This is a genomic window from Pseudooceanicola pacificus, from assembly GCF_009789075.1.
GTDB lineage: Bacteria > Pseudomonadota > Alphaproteobacteria > Rhodobacterales > Rhodobacteraceae > Pseudooceanicola > Pseudooceanicola pacificus.
Window position 1 is genome coordinate 387,816 of the sequence record NZ_WNXQ01000003.1, and the last position, 18,566, is coordinate 406,381.

Consider the following 18,566-nt stretch of genomic DNA (forward strand, 5'->3'; position numbering starts at 1 on the left):
TCAGCAGCTGTAGTACATCGCGTATTCGACCGGGTGCGGCGTGTGCTCGTACATCTCGATCTCGTCCATTTTCAGGGCGATGTAGCCTTCGATCTGGTCCTTGGTGAACACGTCGCCGGCCAGCAGGAAGTCCATGTCCTTCTGCAGCTCGTCCAGGGCCTCGCGCAGCGAGCCGCAGACGGTCGGGATGTCGGCCAGCTCCTCGGGGGGCAGGTCGTACAGGTTCTTGTCCATGGCAGGGCCCGGATCGATCTTGTTCTTGATGCCGTCGACACCGGCCATCATGAGGGCCGCAAACGCCAGGTAGGGGTTTGCCGAGGGATCGGGGAAACGCGCTTCGACGCGCTTGGCCTTGGGCGATTCCGACCACGGAATACGCACGCAGCCCGACCGGTTCCGTGCCGAATAGGCGCGCAGGACCGGGGCTTCGAAGCCGGGGATCAGGCGCTTGTACGAGTTGGTTCCGGGGTTGGTGAAGGCGTTGAGCGCCTTGGCGTGCTTCAGGATGCCGCCGATGTACCACAGCGCCTCGTCCGACAGATCGGCATATTTGTCACCTGCGAAGAGCGGCTTGCCGTCCTTCCAGATCGACATGTTCACATGCATGCCGGTGCCGTTGTCGCCCTTGATCGGCTTCGGCATGAAGGTCGCCGACTTGCCATAGGCCTGGGCCACGTTGTGGATCACGTACTTGTACTTCTGGATCTCGTCGGCCTGCTTGGTCAGCGTGCCGAAGATCAGGCCCAGCTCGTGCTGGCACGAGGCTACTTCGTGGTGGTGCTTGTCGACCTTCATGCCCATGCGCTTCATGGTGGAGAGCATTTCCGAACGCAGGTCCTGCGCATCGTCCACGGGGTTGACCGGGAAATAGCCGCCCTTGACGCCGGGACGGTGGCCGGTGTTGCCCATCTCGTAGTCGGTGTCGGTGTTCCACGCGCCGTCCAGCGCGTCGACCTCGTAGGAGACCTTGTTCATCGAGACGGCGTATTTGACGTTGTCGAAGATGAAGAATTCGGCTTCCGGACCCATGAACGCGCTGTCGCCCACACCCGAAGAGATCAGGTAGGCTTCGGCCTTCTGGGCGGTGCCGCGCGGGTCACGCTCGTAGGGTTCGCCGGTGTCGGGTTCCACGACCGAGCAATGGATGCAGATCGTCTTTTCAGCGTAGAACGGGTCGACATAGGCGCTTTCGGTGTCGGGCATCAGTTTCATGTCCGATGCCTCGATCGACTTCCAGCCCTCGATCGACGAGCCGTCGAACATGAAGCCTTCCTCAAGGAAGTCAGCGTCGACCTGGTCGGACATCACGGTGACGTGCTGCAGCTTGCCGCGCGGGTCGGTGAAGCGGATGTCGACGTATTCGGCACCCTCGTCCTTGATAAGCTTCAAGAGCTTCTCTGTGCTCATTCCCTTTTCCCTTCCTTTAGGAACGTTCAATCAAAGTGCATCCGAACCGGACTCGCCGGTACGGATGCGAATGGCCTGTTCAACCGGGCTGACAAAAATCTTGCCGTCGCCGATCTTCTCGGTCTTGGCGGCGTCGATGATCGCCTCGATCGCACCATCCACCTGGTCGTCGTCGAGAACCACCTCGATTTTCACCTTGGGCAGGAAATCGACAACATATTCGGCGCCGCGGTACAGTTCGGTGTGCCCCTTCTGGCGACCGAAGCCCTTGACCTCGATCACTGACAGGCCTTGCACGCCCACGTCCTGAAGCGCCTCTTTGACTTCATCAAGCTTGAAAGGCTTGATGATTGCTTCGATTTTTTTCATGTCGGAACTCCTCGCCAGACCTGTCGGCAGTCGTGAGACCACTTTCGCATATCCGCCACAATTGGCTATCGTCAGGCATACGGCAAGTGTCTTGAGGCCCGCCGGGGTGCGGTGAAACTTTCCGCATCATGCCCGTTATTTGGGCGGAATGTGAAAACGGGGCGGAAATGACCGAATTGATGACCGCGGCGCAGATGCGGGCCACCGAAGAGGCGGCAATCGCCGCCGGCCGGACCACAGGCCTGGCGCTGATGGAACGTGCCGGCCGGGCGGTCGTGGCGGCGGTATTCCAACGCTGGCCCGCCCTGTCCGAAGGGGCCCATGCGGCGCTGGTCCTCTGCGGGCCGGGCAACAATGGGGGCGACGGTTTTGTCATCGCGCGCCGGCTGCGCGACCTGGGCTGGGCGGTCACGGTGCAGATCTTCGGTGACGCCGCGCGCCTGCCGCCGGATGCGCGGCGGATGCATGACCTCTGGGCCGCCTCCGGTCCGGTCGCGCCGCTCGGGCCCTGCGAGGGCGGGGTCGACCTGGTGGTCGATGCGCTGTTCGGCACCGGGCTGACCCGCCCCCTGCCGCAGGCGGTGGCCGAGGCGGTAGCGCGCCCGTCCCGGGGCGGCGACCAGGTGCAACGCGTGGCGGTCGATGCGCCAAGCGGGCTGAACCTCGACACCGGGGCGATCCCGGGCGGGCAGGGCGTGTTCCTGGCGGATCTGACCGTGACCTTTCACACTGCGAAACCCGGGCACTACCTGGGCGCCGGGCCGGCGGTCTGCGGGCAGCTTGTCTGCGCCGATATCGGGCTGGGCGGATCGGGGGGCAATCTGGCCGGATCGCCCCCGGCGGCGGGATCGCTGCGTCTGGCCGAACCTGTGACGGCGGACACCGGCCCCGGGCTGCGGGTCTTTCCCGGCGCTGCGATCGCCAAGCTGGCCGCCACGGGGCACAAATACGATTTCGGTCACGCGGTTGTGCTGGCAGGCGGTGTCGGGCGCGGCGGGGCCGGTCGGCTGGCCGCGCGCGCCGCGCTCAGGGCCGGGGCGGGGCTGGTCACCATGCTTTGCCCGCCCGCCGCCCTGCAGGAAAACGCCGCCCGGATGGATGCGGTGATGCTGCGCGCCTGCCGCGACGCCGAGGCGTTCGAGGCGCTGGTGGATGACCGGGTGACGGCGCTCTGCCTTGGCCCCGGGCTTGGGGTGGGCGAGCGGACCCGCAGCCTTGTCGCTGCGGTCTGCGCCAGACGGGCGGGCGCGCGGGCGGGCCGGGATCCGGCGGTGGTGCTGGACGCCGATGCGCTGACCAGCTTTGCCCCGGCTCCGGACGCGCTGTTTGCGCTGCTGCACCCGCGCTGCATCCTGACGCCGCATGAAGGAGAGTTCGGGCGGCTTTTCCCGGACCTTGCCCTGTCGGCGCGCGCGGGGATGTCCAAGGTCGAGGCGGTGCGCCATGCGGCGGCCCGGGCCGGCTGCGTGGTGCTGTTGAAGGGGGCCGACACCGTGATCGCCCGGCCCGATGGCGCGGCGAGCCTGCATGCGGCGGTCTATGACCGGGCGGTGCCCTGGCTGGCCACGGCGGGGGCGGGGGATGTGCTGGCGGGGCTGATCGCGGGGCTTGCCGCGCCCGCCAGCGCGCCCGAGCTGATCTGCGTGGCCGAGGCCGCCGCCTGGCTGCATGTGGAGGCCGCCCGCGCCTTTGGCCCCGGTCTGATCGCCGAGGACCTGCCCGACATGCTCCCCGAGGTGTTCCGCCGGGTCGCGGGCTGAGGCGGCATCCCGCGCGGTCCCGGTGCAGGCCCGCCCGGTCTTGCGCGCCCTGGGCGCCGCCGGGGATCCGGGCAGGGCGTTGCGTGTCTTGGACTGCCGTCGGGGATCCGGGCCGGGCGCTGCGCGCCTTGACGCGTCGCCGGGGCTTGGCCCAAGGCGTTGCGTGTCCTGGGCCGCCGCAGGGGGCGCTGTCGAAGGGGTGCGCGCCGTGGAGCGCCGCCGGGTATCCGGGCCGGGCGCTGCGCGCCGTGGAGTGCCGCCGGGTATCCGCGTCAGGCATTGCGATCTGCCCGCAATGGAAAAGGCCGCCCCGAAGGACGGCCCTGGTTCAGAATTCCGTGGGTATGCGGGTCAGGCGGGAGCGCTTGCGGGGGCAGGAGCGGCCAGTTCCATGCCACCGGCATAGATCACGTGGTCGCGGTCGAAGCGAAGCTCGAAGACCCTCATCTCGACTTCGCCGATGTGCCGCACGAACTGGCCGTCTGCCAGACGCGATACCGGCACCATCGCCTGCTGTTGACCGAAAAGCGCCTGTGCGCGCCAGTCGCGGACCAGCACCTGCTGGCCTGCGGGAAGAACCATGTCGGCCTCGGGACGATCGTGGCCCAGCGAGCTGGCCGCGATGGCAACGGCGGCGACCTTGACGGTGCGCACGCGGATGTCCCGGAGGACGGCCATTCCGCTGTCGCGGGTGATCACGCGATCGCCTGCGTTCAGGAATTCGACGGGCAGCTCGCCGTCAAGGGTCAGGACCTTGGTCCCTGCCGCGATCCCCTGGATCTTGGCGCCTTTGACATCTGCCGCTGCGCGGGTGGCCGTATTCGGTTTCATTGACTGCATCCCATGTCTGAACTGCCTCTTTTTTTCCCTCAGACTAAGGCAGAATTGGGGCCTGATCCAGATTTTACCGGGGCATTCGCGCGAAGACCGGTTCGTAAGTGCCTTATTTCCCGGGGTATTGTGGCCCATCGGCCTCGGTTGGGTGCCAGAATAGGGCGGAATTCTGTAAGAAACGGTGAAGATGCGGGAACCCGATCCGACATCTTTGCACGCGCCCGCGGGCATGGCCTGCACCCCGCGACCGGCGCGGCACCGGTTTTTCCGCTCGCATGCGCCCGCGCGCTTTGCTAGATAGCGCCGCACCTGCGCTGGCCAGCCGGTGCAGGATGCGGGTGTGGCGGAATTGGTAGACGCACCAGATTTAGGTTCTGGCGCCGCAAGGCGTGGGGGTTCAAGTCCCTTCACCCGCACCAGACACCTTTCGCAAGGCGAAAGGTGGCACTCCTTCGAGCTATGGGATGACGCGGCCGTGGGTCCGGTGACCGCCCGGCCTCCTGCCAAGCGCAGAACGTGCGTTTCATCTATCTGCAAGCGGCACCGCGCCGACGCGGCCGCGCTGTGCGGCGAGGGCCCTTACCTGCTGCCCCCCGGGGTCAGATGACCATGTCGAACGGGTCGGCAATCGGGGGGATGTTGTCGTCCGTCCGGCCCTCGGCCAGTCCGAACTGTATATAGTGCAGGGTCGCCGCCGCCTGGTCGCTGCCGAAACCGGCCTGCAGATCCGCGTAATTCGCAAGGTATTGCAAAGCGTCAAAGCTGTCGCGGCTGCGTCCCTCGCCCAGGCCCGCGACGATGAAATGCAGCGCCCCGGCCTCGGCATCGGCCCCGAGCGCCATCACGAGGTCGTCATGCGAGGCGATGTATTGCAGCGGGTCGAAAGTGGTCTGCCGCCCCTCGGCGCGCCCGGCGTCGATGAAATGCCGGGTGCCCCCGTTCTCGTTGCCGCCTATGGCAAAGATCAGATCGTCGTGGGATGCGATGTAATTCAGCCCGTCAAAGCCGATGCCCCGCCCCTCGGCCGCCCCGGCGTTGAGGAAATGCTGCAACCCGGCCCCGGCATCCGTGCCGAAGGACGCCGAAAGATCGGCATAGGTGGCGATATAGGCGAGCGCGTCGAACGAGGTCTGCCGCCCCTCGCCATAGCCCTGGGTGATGTAATGCGTCACGGCCCCGGTGCCCGCGGGTCCGAAGGCGGCGATCAGGTCCGGATTGGCGGCGATGTATTGCAGCGTGTCGAAGCTGATCATCCGCCCCTCGACAATGCCCTGGGCCAGATAATGCGCCACCCCGGCGGCCGCGTTCGGGCCGAACCCCGCGATCAGGTCGGGGTAGGAGGCGATGTAGCGCAGCCCGTCGATCCCGCGCCCGTCGTCGATATAGACCGGGGCCGAGGTCGCGGCGAAATTCTGGGTCACCAGCACCGCGTCGGGCGCACCGCCAAAGGGCGCCTCGACAATGCCGATGCCGATGTAGCGGAATTCGGGGGTGAGGATATTGGCCCGGTGCCCCGGGCTGTTCATCAGCGCCACATGCAGGTCGGTCACGTCGTCCGAGATGCCCGGCGCACCGCGTTCGGACTGCCAGGCGATATTCTCGGCCGAGGACCAGTTCCCCGCAAAGGTGAAGCCCGCCGCCTGCATCCGCTGGGTGGCAGAGGACCCGCCCGCGCCGGTGTGCGAGAAGATGCCCGAGGCCTGCATCCATGCGCTGTGATCCTCGGAGGAGTCGTTGAGCCTGAGCTCCAGGCTCAGCGGGACCAGTCCGCGCGACTGGCGCTCCTGGTTGATGAGCGACAGCATCTGCTGTTCGAATGTGCTGGCCAGGGACATGCGGGCCTCCTCCGCTGGGGATTGTGCCTTGCAGTATACAGTGGTCCCGGCGGGCTGGGGAGTATGGGATTCCGGATATTCGCGTCACCGGTCTGTCAGGCCCCGGCGACGAGGCTGTCGAGATAGGCATCGGCGAAATCGCTTTCGATCTCGACCCACATCGGCAGGTGATCCGACATCTGATGCGTGCGCCAGGCCCGGTAATCGGCATAGCTGCGCCCGACCTCGGCCATGCGGGCGCGGAAATAGGCCTCGTCTGCGCCGCCGGGATCCTCGTCGCCCTGGCGGTAGACATGGCGGAAGACGTCGAAGATTCCGGCATCGGCCACCTCAAGCCGGGCATAGCTGTCCGCGCCATAGCCGCCATCGCCCTGCCAGAAGGCGATCTGATCGTAATACTTGTCCCGCGCCACATTCGATCCGGCGGGGATTTCGCGGATCCTCTCGGGCACCTCGAAACCGTTGGCGCGCAGGGCCGACATGGTCTCGTGCTCGGGGCTCTTGATGTTGAAATCGCCCAGGGCGGCAAAGAAGCTGTTGGCGTCGCTGTCGTTCTTTTCACGCGCCTTGCGGGACAGGGCGGCGGTCAGCGCCGCGATCTCGGCCCGCCGGCGGGCCAGCTGGGGAGAGCCCTCGCTGTTGGAGCCAAAGAAGATATGCACGGTGCAGAGCGCGATCTTGACCCAGGCGGCCTGGAAATAGACGATGAAGGGCGTGCGCGCGAATTGCTGCGAGGCAAGTTCGACCTGCCCGGATGGCCAGCGCAGGCGGACGGGGTCGGAAAAGGCGCGGGAGCTGCCGTCCTGCAGATCCAGCCGCTTGTTCGCGATGCGGTTGTTCACCACGTCAAAGCCGAACTCAGCCGGCCTGTCCTTGAAGGCGAGCTGCGTTCCCGCGGGCAGCACCAGCCGCGTGCCCTCGGGCAGGTCGACCAGCGCGGCGGGGTCGATCCGGTAATCGCCATCTCCGACCTTGTCCGAGGGGATGCGGTCGGGCTGATCCAGCGTGGTGCCGTCGGGCAGTTCGATCCGGATGCCGCCGGGCAGGGCCAGGTCGACGCTGTCGGGGAGCATCAGGCAGTTGTCCCCGCTCAGGTTCAGCTCTCCGGCCGTGCCCTGGAACCGGACGCGGGTGGTGTCGAAGACAAAGACCATGCGCTCGTTATGGGCGGCCGGGCCCTCGTCGGCATCGGTCATGATCGAGTCCCAGTCCGGGCCCAGCAGACGCATCAGCCGCCGCAGCGCCCTGAGATCGCCGCGCACCTCCTGCAGGGCGACGAGGTCGAAGGCCGAGATCACCTCGGCCAGGTAAAAGAACGCCTCGGGCAGGCGGTAGCCATAGCTGCCGCTGTCGAATTCGCGCAGGTTCCATGTGGCGATGCGCAGGCGGCCCTGGTCGCGCCCCGGCGCGCGCGAGGTGTCACCGGGCGCGGGCGCGGCGTTCAGCGCGGCGCGCAGGCGCTGCAGGTCATGGGTGGTGCGGGTCTTCCAGCGGCGGGTGGCGGTGTCGTCCTCGGGCTGGATGCGCAGATCGCCGTAGAGCATGGGGCCGGTCCTCCGGTTGAGTCCGGGACCAGCCTAGCACGTCTGGCGCGATATTACCCCGACATGCCGGTCCTTGGTCCGCCGCCGGTGTCGCGGTTGCGCTTGCGCAGGTTCCACGGCGTCTGGATTTCGGTCTGTATGCGCGACAGGGCATCGGCCAGGGCGGCGCTTTCCCGGCTGGTGCGATCCGGCGCGGGATATTCCGTTTCCCCGCGCGACAGGGCGGCCGCGCTGTCGATCAGCCGCAGGAACGGGCGGAAGATGAAGTTGAAATGCAGCAGCAGCGCGGCCACCACCGTCAGCGCCGCAACCCCGAGGATCACCCAGATCGAGCGTTCCAGGTTCGGCATGGCGCCGCCGTAATCGCCGCGGTCCATCTCGGTCACCAGGGTCCAGTCGGTGCCGGGCAGGGTGTCGCCCACAAAGCCCGACTGCACGGCATAGAGCGCCTGGGTGGCATTGCCTTCGCCCGCGACCTGCAGCTGCTGGCCACCCGCCCGGGCGCCATCCATCAGCCGCCGGACCACGGGGGGCAGGTCGGACATCTCGGGGTTGCTGGACACGACGACGCTGCCATCCGCGTTCAGCACGTGGAAATCCGCGCCCATGCGCTCGGCCGTTTCGGTCAGGTAATCCCGCATCCAGCCGACCTTCAGGCTGTAGACCATGACCCCCTTGGTCAGGCCGGTGCCGGTGCGGACCGGGACGGACAGGTTGATCACGCCGCCTTCCTCGTTCGGGGCGCGCACGCGCAGGGCGTCCTGATCGGCCACGGCAGCCGCCACCGGGGCCAGCATGCCGTCCCGGAACCAGCGCCGCGAGGCGACGTTCTCGCCCTCGCGTTCCCGCTCGGTGCCCGCGATGATCCGCCCGGTGCTGTCGGCGAACCCGGCCCAGCGGATGCGGTTGCTGGCGCGGCCCACGGCGTCGAGGAAGCTGCGCGCCTCGTCCAGGTCGGCCTGGGCCATGCGGCCCGCCACGGCGTTCAGGCTTTCCCATTCCCGCGACAGCGCGCGTTCGAAGCTGAGCTTGGCCGCCTCGGCGCTGCGGGTCACGAGTTCCTGCCTCAGGCGGAACTCGAAGGCGTTGGCGCTGGATTTCACGGCGGGGACCACCGCCATCATCGCCAGCAGGAGCGCCAGTACGAGCACGCCGAAATACGACGTGCTGATCGACGGAAATCGCGAAAAACCATTGGGTGTCTTGGTCACGGCCTGTCCTCGGAGCCTCTGTCCCCCGGTGCGCAATCCGGAGTTGTGGTTGGTATTGTTTCTTATCTCTCAGGTAATACTAAAAGGGTCCGTGCAACTACGCCATAGGTTGTTGACGCAATTTACAGAAATCTACGCATTTTCAGGTATGCGACAAACGTCGGATGTGCGTCAGGCTGCGATGGTCGTCAGGAAATTTGGTATTCTCGGGTATTCCGATTTCCGCAACACTCCCCGGACCGGTGAGGTGCTTCGCACCTCGCCGAATTCAGGGAGGAAAATGCAATGAGACGAACCATGACCGGGTCTGCCCGGTTCGCCGCGCTGATGCTGGGCGCGGCTGTGCTGGCCACCAGCACGGCCTTTGCCAATGAAATGCACAAGGGCGGCACGCTGACTTTTGCCATCTCGAACGACATCCGCGGCTTTGACAGCGTCAAGGGCGGCGTTCTGGGGCAGGCGGGCGAGACCGTCATGCGCACGATGCAGGAGCCGCTGCTGAACTGGAACCCCGAGACCGGCCAGGCCGAGCCGCTGCTGGCCACCGAGTGGAGCGCCAGCGACGACCAGCTTGTCTGGACCTTCAAGCTGCGCGAGGGCGTGAAATTCCACGATGGCAGCGATTTCGACGCCGGGGACGTGGCCGCGCATTACAACCGCATCCTCGATCCCGAGATGAAGTCCCGCTCGCGCGCCTTCATCGAGCCGGTCGAGAAAGTCGTGGCGGTGGATCCCCTGACGGTGGAATTCCACCTCAAGCATGTCTGGCAGGGCCTGCTGCCGATGATCGCGACCACCTCGATGTCCGGGCCGATCCCGGCAAAGGAGAATGTCGAGGCCGACGCGCAGCAGCGCCACCCCGTGGGCACCGGGCCGTTCCGCTTTGTCGACTGGATGTCCGGCGACCGCATCGTGGTCGAGCGCAACCCCGATTACTGGGCCGCGGACGAGATCAACCTCGACACGATCGTGTTCCGGGTCCTGCCCGACAACCAGACGCGCTTTGCCTCGCTGAAATCGGGCGAGGTCGACATGCTCTGGACCGACCGGGGCAATACGATCAACGAGGCCAAGAAGGTCCCCGGCATCGTGACGCTGGTCACCGACGGGGCAGGGGCCGCGACGGTGATGCTGAACGCCAAGCGTGAACCGCTGAGCGACCCGCGCCTGCGCGCCGCCCTGGCCCATGCCTGGAACCAGGAGGCGGTGAACAAGATCAGCTGGCAGAACACCCGGCCCAACGTCACCCACCCGCTGGGCCCGGATTACGACTGCGGCGACGCCGGCTACCGCCATTTCGATCTGAAGGAGGCCAAGCGCCTGGTGGACGAGTACAAGGCCGACAAGGGGGTCGACACGGTCAAGGTCGTGATGGTCAACACCGCCACGCCGCGGGGCCGCGAACTGGGCGAGATCTACCAGCAGACCGCCGCAGCCGCCGGGATCGAGATGGAACTGGTGCCTTATGACTCGGTCGTGAAGCCCGTGTTCGCCGGGGACTGGGACGTCTCGGGCTGGCGCATTGCCGACGGTCCGGACATGGGGCCGCAGCTTTACGGCTATGTCCACACCGGCAGTTCGTACAACCTGACCGGCTTCAACGATCCCGCGCTGGACGCGCTGTCCGAGAAGATGCGCGTGGCGCCCACCCGCGAGGAGCGGCTGAAGCTGCAATGCGACATCGTCGAGGCGATGAACCGCGACGGCTCGATCCTCTATCGTGGTGGCGGGCGCTACCATGTCTTCACCAGGGACTCCGTGAAGAACGTGCCGCCGCCCTACAAGGGTGTGGCCGACGTGACCCGCGCCTGGCTGGAAGACTAGGCGAATCTCCTTTTCCGGCGACCCCGTGTCGCCGGAAAATAATTCCGCAGCGGGCAGATTTCCCACTTTCAAATATACGGTATGGTCGCCGTCGGATTTGATGCTCTGCGCATGTTTGCTGCGTTGCGGCGCGAACCAAATGTTCCGCAAAGTGGAATTGCGTCACCCGGCGAAGGGGTTTTTGGCAAGATCTGACGCAAACCAGCGTGATTTTCGCCCAAATGGCGGGCAAATCCGGTAGAATTTCCCGAACGGCAGACGATTGCCGCCGCGCGATCGCGGGGGCCGCGAAACCCGACTGACGAGTCAAACCTTCGAATATTGGGTATTCACAACTGAGGGATTTCGCGCCACACTCGCATCACCCGCAGGGAGAGCGGGCCGCGAGAACTTTCAGGGAGGAATAACCATGCGGACACCAGGTCTGCCATTTTCGAATGTCACCCGGCGCGCCGGGTTGCTGGCAGGGGTTGCGATCACCGCTGCCGTCATGCTGGCGCCCTTCGCGCAGGCGCAGGAAGTCAAGAAGGGCGGCACGCTGACCGTTGCGGTTGAAACCGACGTCCGCGGTTTCGACACGGTCAAGGGTGGTGTGCTTGGGCAGACCGGTGAGATCGTGCTGCGCTCGATGCAGGAGCCGCTGCTTGGCTTCAACAAGGAGACCAACCAGCCCGAGCCGCTGCTGGCGACGGAATGGTCGTCGAACGAGGACGGGACCGTCTGGACCTTCAAGCTGCGCGAAGGCGTCAAGTATCATGACGGCAGCGAATTCGATGCCGAGGACGTGGCCGCGCATTACAACCGCATTCTCGACCCCGAGATGAAATCGGCCTCGCGCTCGTTCATCGCCTCGATCGACAAGGTGGTGGCCGTCGACAAGTACACGGTGGAGTTCCACCTGAAACACGTCTGGATGGCGCTGCTGCCCTACCTCGCCACCACCTCGATGTCGGGGCCGATCCCGGCGAAAGAGGCGGTCGAGGCCGACACCCAGAACCGTCATCCGATCGGGACCGGGCCCTTCCGCTTTGTCGAATGGGCCTCGGGCGACCGGATCGTGGTCGAGAGGAACCCGGATTACTGGAACGCCGACGAGATCAACCTGGACAAGATCGTCTTTCGCATCCTGCCCGACACCCAGACCCGCTATGCCTCGCTGCAATCGGGCGAGGTCGACGTGATCTGGACCGACCGTGGCCCGACCATCGTCGAGGCCGAGAAGAACGACAACCTCGTCACCCTGACAACCGAAGGGGCCGGCGCGGCGGTCAACCTGCTGAACGGGCGCAAGGAACCGCTGTCCAACCCGCTGCTGCGCAAGGCGCTGGCGCATGCCTGGAACCAGGACGCGCTGGTCAAGATTTCCTGGCAGAACACCCGCCCCGCGGTCACCCATCCGCTGGGTCAGGCCAAGGATTGCGGCGAGGCGAACTATCGTCATTTCGACATCGCCAAGGCCAAGGAATTCGTGGCCGAATACCTGAAGGAGACGGGCAAGTCCGAAGTGCCGCCAATCGTGATGATCCACACCACCACCCCGCGCGGGCGTGAGCTGGGCGAGATCTATCAGCAGACCGCCAAGGCCGCAGGCATCAACCTGACGCTGGAGCCGGTCGACCAGTCGACGCTGGTGGCGCGGACCTTCAAGGGCGATTTCGACATCACCGGCTGGCGGATCGCCGACGGTGCCGACATGGGCCCGCAGCTCTACGCCTATGTGACCGAGGGGTCTTCGTACAACCTGACCGGGTTCAACAACCCCGAGCTGGACGCGCTGGCCAAGAAGATGCGTGTCGCCCCCACCATGGAAGAGCGCCTGGACATGCAGTGCGAGATGGTTGGCATGATGAACGACGACGGCTCCATCCTGTACCGTGGCGGCGGGCGTTACTACGCCTTCACCACCAAGCGGGTGAAAGGTGTGCCGCCGCCCTATCGCGGTGCGGTCGACGTGACCCGCGCCTGGATCGACGGCTGATCCGGCAGGTCTGACCCAAGCGGCCCCCGGGGGCACACCCCCGGGGGCCAGCCGCCGCCGCCCGGGCTGAACGGACCCGGCGGATGGCCGCCACAGGGTGTTTCCCCTCTGCTTTCGGTGGGTGGATTTCCCATGTTTATCAGACCTTTGTCCGAAGTTTTGGGCACATTCACGTAGGTGCGATATCGGAGAGGCGGTTTGATGGATGCTCGGGAATATGCCAAGTTTTTGACACTCAAAGACCCCGCTTGGGAGGGCGGGGACACGAGGAAACAGGGAGGAACCATCATGAGAACGGAGACATTCCGCTTCAAGGGATTCGGTCGGCTGTCCGCCGGTCTGGTCCTGGCGCTTGGGCTTGCGACCGGCCCGGCCGCGCTGGCCCAGGAGGCCAAGAAGGGCGGCACGCTGACAGTGGCCATCGAAACCGACATGGAAGGGTTCGACGCGGTCGAATCGGGGGCTGCAGGGATCACGGACCAGACCGTCATGAAGACGGTGATGGAACCGCTGATGACCTGGAACCACGAGACCAACGAACCCGGCCCGCTGCTGGCGACCGAATGGTCGCCGAACGAGGACCAGACGGTCTGGACAGTGAAATTGCGTGACGACGTCAAGTTCCACGACGGCAGCCCCTTCACCGCGACCGATGTGGCGCATCACTACAACCGGGTGCTGGACCCGGCGAACAAGTCGCGCTCGCGCAGCTATATCTCGGTGATCGAGCATGTGGATGCGATCGACGACACCACGGTGGAATTCCACCTCAAGCATCCCTGGGCGGCGCTTCTGCCCTACCTCGCCTCGACCGGCTATTCCGGCATGATCCCGTCGCACAAGCAGGTGGAGGCCGGCAAGCAGCAGCGCGAGCCGATCGGCACCGGCCCCTATCGCCTGGTGGAATGGCGTTCGGGCGACCGGCTGGTGATGGAGAAGAACCAGGACTATTGGGCCAAGGACGAGATCAACGTCGACAAGATCGTCTTTCGCCAGCTGCCGGACACGCAGACGCGGTTCGCATCGCTGCAGTCCGGTCAGGTCGACGTGATCTGGACCGACCGTGGCCCGACCATCCTTGAGGCGCAGACGGATCCGAACATCGTGACCCTGATCGCCGAAGGCGGCGGCGCCGCGACGGTCATGCTGAACGGCAAGGAGGGCATGGTCCTCGCCAATGACAACCTGCGCTTTGCCCTGGCCCATGCCTGGAACCAGGCGGCGGTGACCAAGATCAGCTGGCAGGACACCCGTCCCAATGTCGAGCATCCGCTGGGCAACGTGGATTGCAGCGCCTTCGACATGCATTACCGCGCCTTCGACATCGACAAGGCCAAGGACTATCTGGCCAAGTACAAGGAAGAGACCGGCAAGGACAACGTCACCCTGACGATGATCCACACCGCCACCGCGCGGGGCCGGGAACTTGGCGAGATCTACCAGCAGACCGCCCGCGCCGCGGGGATCGAGCTGGAACTGGTGCCCGTCGACCAGACGACCCTGGTGAAACGCACCTACGGCAGCGATTTCGACATCACCGGCTGGCGCATTTCGGACGGGGCGGACCTTGGCCCGCAGCTGTTCAGCTACACCCAGCCCGGCAGCTCGTACAACCTGACCGGCTTCGACGATCCCGAGCTGACCCAGTTGGGTGAAGAGATGCGCGTCGCCACCTCGCTGCGCGAACGCCACGACCTGCAGTGCAAGATGGCCGCCCGGATGAACGAACGGGCGCGGATCCTCTATCGCGGCGGCGGGCGTTACTACGCCTTCACCCGCCCGAACATCAAGAACGTGCCCGAGCCTTTCAGCGGCGTGACCGACGTCACCCGCGCCTGGATCGAATAGGCCACCGCAGGCAACACCTCCGGCGGCGGACGGTCCGCCGCCGGATACCCACAGCCAACGCATGCCCCGGGGAGGAAAGATGCGATACCTGTTACAGAGGTTCCAACGGCTTCTGATCGTGCTGGCGGCGGTGACATTTGTCACCTTCCTGCTGGTCAACGTTCTGCCGGGGGATGTCGCTTACGAGATCGCGGGCATGGATTCCTCGGAGGAGGAAGTACAGCAAATCCGGGAGGATCTGGGCCTGAACCGGCCGATTCTGGTGCGGTACGGCGAATGGGTCGGCGGCATCTTCACCGGGGACTGGGGCCGCAGCTACCTCAGCGACGAGGACGTATGGGAATCGATCACCGACCGCTTCCCCGTCTCGTTCGAACTGATGATCCTGGCGCAGATCCTTGCGCTGACGATGGCCATTCCGGCGGGCATCGTGTCGGCCTTCCGGCCCAACGGGCGGGGGGACAGGCTGATCGGCTCCGTCGCCTTTGCCAGCGTGTCGATGCCGTCCTTCATGACGGCGATCCTGCTGATCTATTTCTTCGCGCTCTACCTCGGCTGGCTGCCGGCCACCGGCTATGAACCCATATCCTCGGGGCTGTGGGAGAACCTGCGCCCGATGATCCTGCCCGCGCTTTCGCTGGCGCTGGTCGAATGGACGGTGCTGATGCGCACGCTCCGGGTCGAGATGATCTCGGTCCTGCAAGAGAACTACATCGCGCTGGCCCGGGCCAAGGGGATGCCGAACTATCGCATCCTGCTGGTGCATGCGCTGCGCCCGTCGTCCTTTTCCATGATCACCCTTCTGGGGTTGCAGGTCGCGCGCCTGCTGGGCGGGACGATCATCATCGAACAGATCTTCGGCATCCCCGGGGTGGGGCGGCTGCTGATCCACGCGGTCTATACCCGCGACTTCATCGTCATCCAGGGCTGTGTGACCTTCTTCGCGCTGGCCTTCGTGACGGCAAACTTCATCGTGGACATCGCCTATGCCTGGCTCGATCCGCGGGTGAGAACCGGAGGCGCACATGGCTGATATTTCGCAGGAGAGCGGCACCAAGAGCTACGCCGCCACCCCCGACGACAAGGCGGCCAAGCACGCCGAGGCCATCGCTCATTTCAAGAAGCGCAACAAGTTCGGCCTGTATTTCTGGATCCCGATGGTCTGGCTGCTGTTCGTGCTGTTCTGCGCCGTCTTCGCCCCGCTCTTCGGCCTGCCGCCCGCGGACGAAATCGACTGGATGTACATCAAGGAAGGCCCGAACGAGGTGCACTGGCTGGGCACCGACAGCCTGGGCCGCGACATGCTGAGCCGGATCATCTATGGCGGGCGCGTCTCGCTGACCGTCGGGTTCGCCGCGCCCTTCATCGGCGTGGGGCTGGGCCTGATTCTGGGCATGATCGCCGGCTATTACCGGGGCTGGGCGGACGAGATCATCGGCATCGCCATCGACACCTGGCTGGCGATCCCGGGTCTGGTGATCCTGCTGCTCTTCTCGGTCGTCTTCGGCGGCTCGCTCTTCATGGTCTGCTTCTCGCTCGGGCTGCTTTTCATCCCGACCGCGGCGCGGATCACCCGGGCGGCCACGCTGAACTACGCCGGGCGCGAATTCGTGCTGGCGGCCAAGGCGCTTGGCGCGTCGGATTTCCGGATCCTCACCAAGGAGGTCTTTCCGAACATCATCTGGCCGCTGATCGCCTTCATCCTGATCGACATCCCGATCGCCATCGTGATCGAGGGTTCGCTGTCCTTCCTCGGCCTTTCGGTCAAGGCGCCGACGCCCTCCTGGGGCGGCATCATCGCCGAGGGCCGCGAGGTGCTGTCGACCAGCCCGCATATCGCCATGTACCCGACGCTGGTGATGTTCCTGACGGTGCTGAGTTTCAACCTGGTGGGTGATGCGATCCGCCGCCGTCTCGCGGATGTCCGCGAAGGCGCGATCTGAGGGAGGTCCAGATGGGAGAGATCATTCTCGACGTGCAGAACCAGCGTACGGCCTTTGCCACGGGGCGGGGCCTGCTGCAGGCGGTGGAGGGTGTCAGCTTCACCCTCGAACGCGGCAAGACGCTGGGTGTGGTGGGCGAATCCGGCTCGGGCAAATCGGTGCTGTCGCGCTCGATCATGCGCCTGCTGCCGGGCACCGCGATCACCGGCCCCGGCAGCCGTGTCCTGCTGAACGGCAAGGACCTGACCGGCATGACCGAGCACGAGCTGCGCCGCCTGCGCGGGCCCGAGGTCGCCATCGTGTTCCAGGACCCGATGACCTCGCTCAACCCGGTGCTGACCATCGGCAAGCAGATCGCCGAGGTGCTGGTGTTCCACATGGGCATGTCCAAACGCGCCGCCCGGGCGAAATCCATCGAGCTGCTCAGGGCCGTCGGCCTGCCGCAGCCCGACGTCCGGGTGGACCAGTATCCGCACCAGCTCTCGGGTGGCATGCGCCAGCGCGTGGCCATCGCCATCGCCATCGCCTGCGAGCCCGACCTGCTGATCGCGGACGAGCCGACAACCGCACTCGACGTGACCGTGCAGGCCGAGATCCTCGACCTGCTGGGCCGCATGGTGCGCGAGCGGAACATGGCGATGATCCTGATCACCCATGACATGGGCGTGGTGGCCGGCCGCTGCGACGATGTGGCGGTGATGTATGCGGGCCGGATCGTGGAAAAGGCCCCGGTGCGCGAACTCTTCGGCAACACGCGCATGCCCTATACGGCGGCGCTGCTGGCCTCGATCCCGCGGGTGACCGATCCGCCGCATCGCAAGCTCGACGCCATCGAGGGGCGGCCGCCGGATCTGATCAACCCGCCGCCCGGCTGCCCCTTCGCCCCGCGCTGCCGCTTTGCCTCGGCCGAATGCCAGCAGCAGGTGCCGGCGCTGGAAGGGCAGGGCGCGCATCAATATGCCTGCATCAAGCCGCTCAACACGGGAGTAGCCGCATGAACGCCCATTCCGGCGAGATCGACACCTTCCTCTCCATCGACAACCTGACGGTGGAATACCCGCTGGGCGGCGGCAAGAGGGTCTATGCGGTGACCAACTTCACCGCCCATGTGAAACGGGGCGAGACCCTGGGCCTCGTGGGCGAGTCCGGCTGCGGCAAGTCCTCGGCGGCGCGCGCGGTGATGCAGCTGCCGCGCCCGACCGGGGGCAAGGTCACGCTGGACGGGCAGGAGCTGACCGGCCTGCGCGGCAAGGCCCTGCAGGCGGCGCGGCGGCGGTTCCAGATGATCTTCCAGGACCCGATCGCCTCGCTCAACCCGCGCCAGACGATCCGCGACATCGTCGCCGCGCCGCTGGAAATCGCCGGCATCGGCACCAGGGAAGAGCAGACCAGGCGCGTGGCCGAGATGCTCGACCTCGTCGGCATCAACTCCGAACAGGCGCTGGAGCGCCGCCCGCATGAATTCTCGGGCGGGCAGTGCCAGCGGATCTCGATCGCCCGGGCGCTGATCCTCGAACCCGATCTGCTGGTCTGCGACGAGGCGGTCTCGGCGCTCGACGTCTCGGTCCAGGCCCAGGTGCTGAACCTGCTGGAAAAGCTCAAGACCGAACTCGGCCTGACCATGCTCTTCATCAGCCATGACCTGGCGGTGGTGAAACATGTCAGCGACCGCGTGGCGGTGATGTATCTCGGCAAGCTCTGCGAACTGGCGGATGCCGAAACCATCTACCGCCACCCGGTGCATCCCTACACCCGCACGCTGCTCTCGGCCGTGCCGGAACCGGACCCGGATGCGGACCGCGCGGTGATGGAGCTGATCCCGGGCGAACTGCCCAGCCCGGTCAACCCGCCCTCCGGCTGCCGGTTCCGCACCCGCTGCCCCTATGCGACAGAGCTCTGCGCCAGGGAGGTTCCGCAGGAACGCGAGATCGCCAAGGGCCATATCGTCGCCTGCCACCACCCCCTGATCAACTGACGGGGGGGGGGCGGCGGCACCCGTTCCAACAGAGCGCC

Annotated in this window: 14 protein-coding genes and 1 tRNA gene; 9 read left to right on the forward strand and 6 right to left on the reverse strand. The window is 65.9% G+C overall.

The window, feature by feature from the left end:
- Nucleotides 1-1,407 carry a type I glutamate--ammonia ligase gene (glnA, locus tag GLS40_RS07555; protein WP_160382130.1) on the reverse strand — a complete coding sequence of 469 codons (1,407 nt, stop codon included), beginning with the start codon at nucleotides 1,405-1,407 and terminating at the stop codon, nucleotides 1-3.
- Nucleotides 1,408-1,437: 30 nt separating this feature from the next.
- Nucleotides 1,438-1,776: a P-II family nitrogen regulator gene (locus GLS40_RS07560; RefSeq protein WP_160382131.1), complete on the reverse strand. Its 339-nt coding sequence runs from the start codon at nucleotides 1,774-1,776 to the stop codon at nucleotides 1,438-1,440.
- A gap of 167 nt (nucleotides 1,777-1,943) precedes the next feature.
- Here GLS40_RS07560 and GLS40_RS07565 point away from each other — a divergent pair, with 167 nt between their 5' ends.
- Nucleotides 1,944-3,536, forward strand: coding sequence for an NAD(P)H-hydrate dehydratase (locus GLS40_RS07565; RefSeq protein ID WP_160382132.1), 1,593 nt, complete (start codon nucleotides 1,944-1,946; stop codon nucleotides 3,534-3,536).
- 351 nt (nucleotides 3,537-3,887) lie between these two features.
- Here GLS40_RS07565 and GLS40_RS07570 read toward each other — a convergent pair whose 3' ends face one another.
- Nucleotides 3,888-4,367 (reverse strand): Hint domain-containing protein, encoded by a 480-nt coding sequence (locus GLS40_RS07570; protein ID WP_235905811.1) that lies wholly within the window; start codon nucleotides 4,365-4,367, stop codon nucleotides 3,888-3,890.
- 337 nt (nucleotides 4,368-4,704) lie between these two features.
- Between GLS40_RS07570 and GLS40_RS07575 the strand changes: the two genes are divergently transcribed.
- A tRNA-Leu gene (locus GLS40_RS07575) sits at nucleotides 4,705-4,789 on the forward strand.
- A gap of 180 nt (nucleotides 4,790-4,969) precedes the next feature.
- Here GLS40_RS07575 and GLS40_RS07580 read toward each other — a convergent pair.
- The 3 genes from GLS40_RS07580 to GLS40_RS07590 form a co-directional block, all read right to left on the reverse strand.
- Complete coding sequence (locus tag GLS40_RS07580; protein ID WP_160382134.1) at nucleotides 4,970-6,205, reverse strand: CAP domain-containing protein; 1,236 nt, start codon at nucleotides 6,203-6,205, stop codon at nucleotides 4,970-4,972.
- 95 nt (nucleotides 6,206-6,300) lie between these two features.
- On the reverse strand, nucleotides 6,301-7,749 hold the full coding sequence (locus GLS40_RS07585) for an exonuclease/endonuclease/phosphatase family protein (protein ID WP_160382135.1): 1,449 nt from the start codon (nucleotides 7,747-7,749) through the stop codon (nucleotides 6,301-6,303).
- Between the two features lie 53 nt (nucleotides 7,750-7,802).
- Nucleotides 7,803-8,960, reverse strand: coding sequence for a cache domain-containing protein (locus tag GLS40_RS07590; RefSeq protein WP_160382136.1), 1,158 nt, complete (start codon nucleotides 8,958-8,960; stop codon nucleotides 7,803-7,805).
- A 285-nt stretch (nucleotides 8,961-9,245) separates the two neighbouring features.
- Between GLS40_RS07590 and GLS40_RS07595 the strand changes: the two genes are divergently transcribed.
- From GLS40_RS07595 to GLS40_RS07625, 7 genes are all read left to right on the forward strand, one after another.
- Nucleotides 9,246-10,784: an ABC transporter substrate-binding protein gene (locus tag GLS40_RS07595; protein WP_160382137.1), complete on the forward strand. Its 1,539-nt coding sequence runs from the start codon at nucleotides 9,246-9,248 to the stop codon at nucleotides 10,782-10,784.
- Between the two features lie 409 nt (nucleotides 10,785-11,193).
- Nucleotides 11,194-12,762: an ABC transporter substrate-binding protein gene (locus GLS40_RS07600; protein WP_160382138.1), complete on the forward strand. Its 1,569-nt coding sequence runs from the start codon at nucleotides 11,194-11,196 to the stop codon at nucleotides 12,760-12,762.
- Nucleotides 12,763-13,050: 288 nt separating this feature from the next.
- Nucleotides 13,051-14,610, forward strand: a complete 1,560-nt coding sequence (locus GLS40_RS07605) for an ABC transporter substrate-binding protein (RefSeq protein WP_160382139.1) — start codon at nucleotides 13,051-13,053, stop codon at nucleotides 14,608-14,610.
- Between the two features lie 79 nt (nucleotides 14,611-14,689).
- Nucleotides 14,690-15,643 carry an ABC transporter permease gene (locus GLS40_RS07610; RefSeq protein ID WP_160382140.1) on the forward strand — a complete coding sequence of 318 codons (954 nt, stop codon included), beginning with the start codon at nucleotides 14,690-14,692 and terminating at the stop codon, nucleotides 15,641-15,643.
- Nucleotides 15,636-16,553 carry an ABC transporter permease gene (locus GLS40_RS07615; RefSeq protein ID WP_160382141.1) on the forward strand — a complete coding sequence of 306 codons (918 nt, stop codon included), beginning with the start codon at nucleotides 15,636-15,638 and terminating at the stop codon, nucleotides 16,551-16,553. Before GLS40_RS07610 ends, GLS40_RS07615 begins: the two co-directional genes overlap by 8 nt.
- An 11-nt stretch (nucleotides 16,554-16,564) precedes the next feature.
- Complete coding sequence (locus tag GLS40_RS07620; protein ID WP_160382142.1) at nucleotides 16,565-17,551, forward strand: ABC transporter ATP-binding protein; 987 nt, start codon at nucleotides 16,565-16,567, stop codon at nucleotides 17,549-17,551.
- Complete coding sequence (locus tag GLS40_RS07625) at nucleotides 17,548-18,528, forward strand: ABC transporter ATP-binding protein (RefSeq protein ID WP_160382143.1); 981 nt, start codon at nucleotides 17,548-17,550, stop codon at nucleotides 18,526-18,528. Before GLS40_RS07620 ends, GLS40_RS07625 begins: the two co-directional genes overlap by 4 nt.
- Nucleotides 18,529-18,566 lie beyond the last annotated feature (38 nt).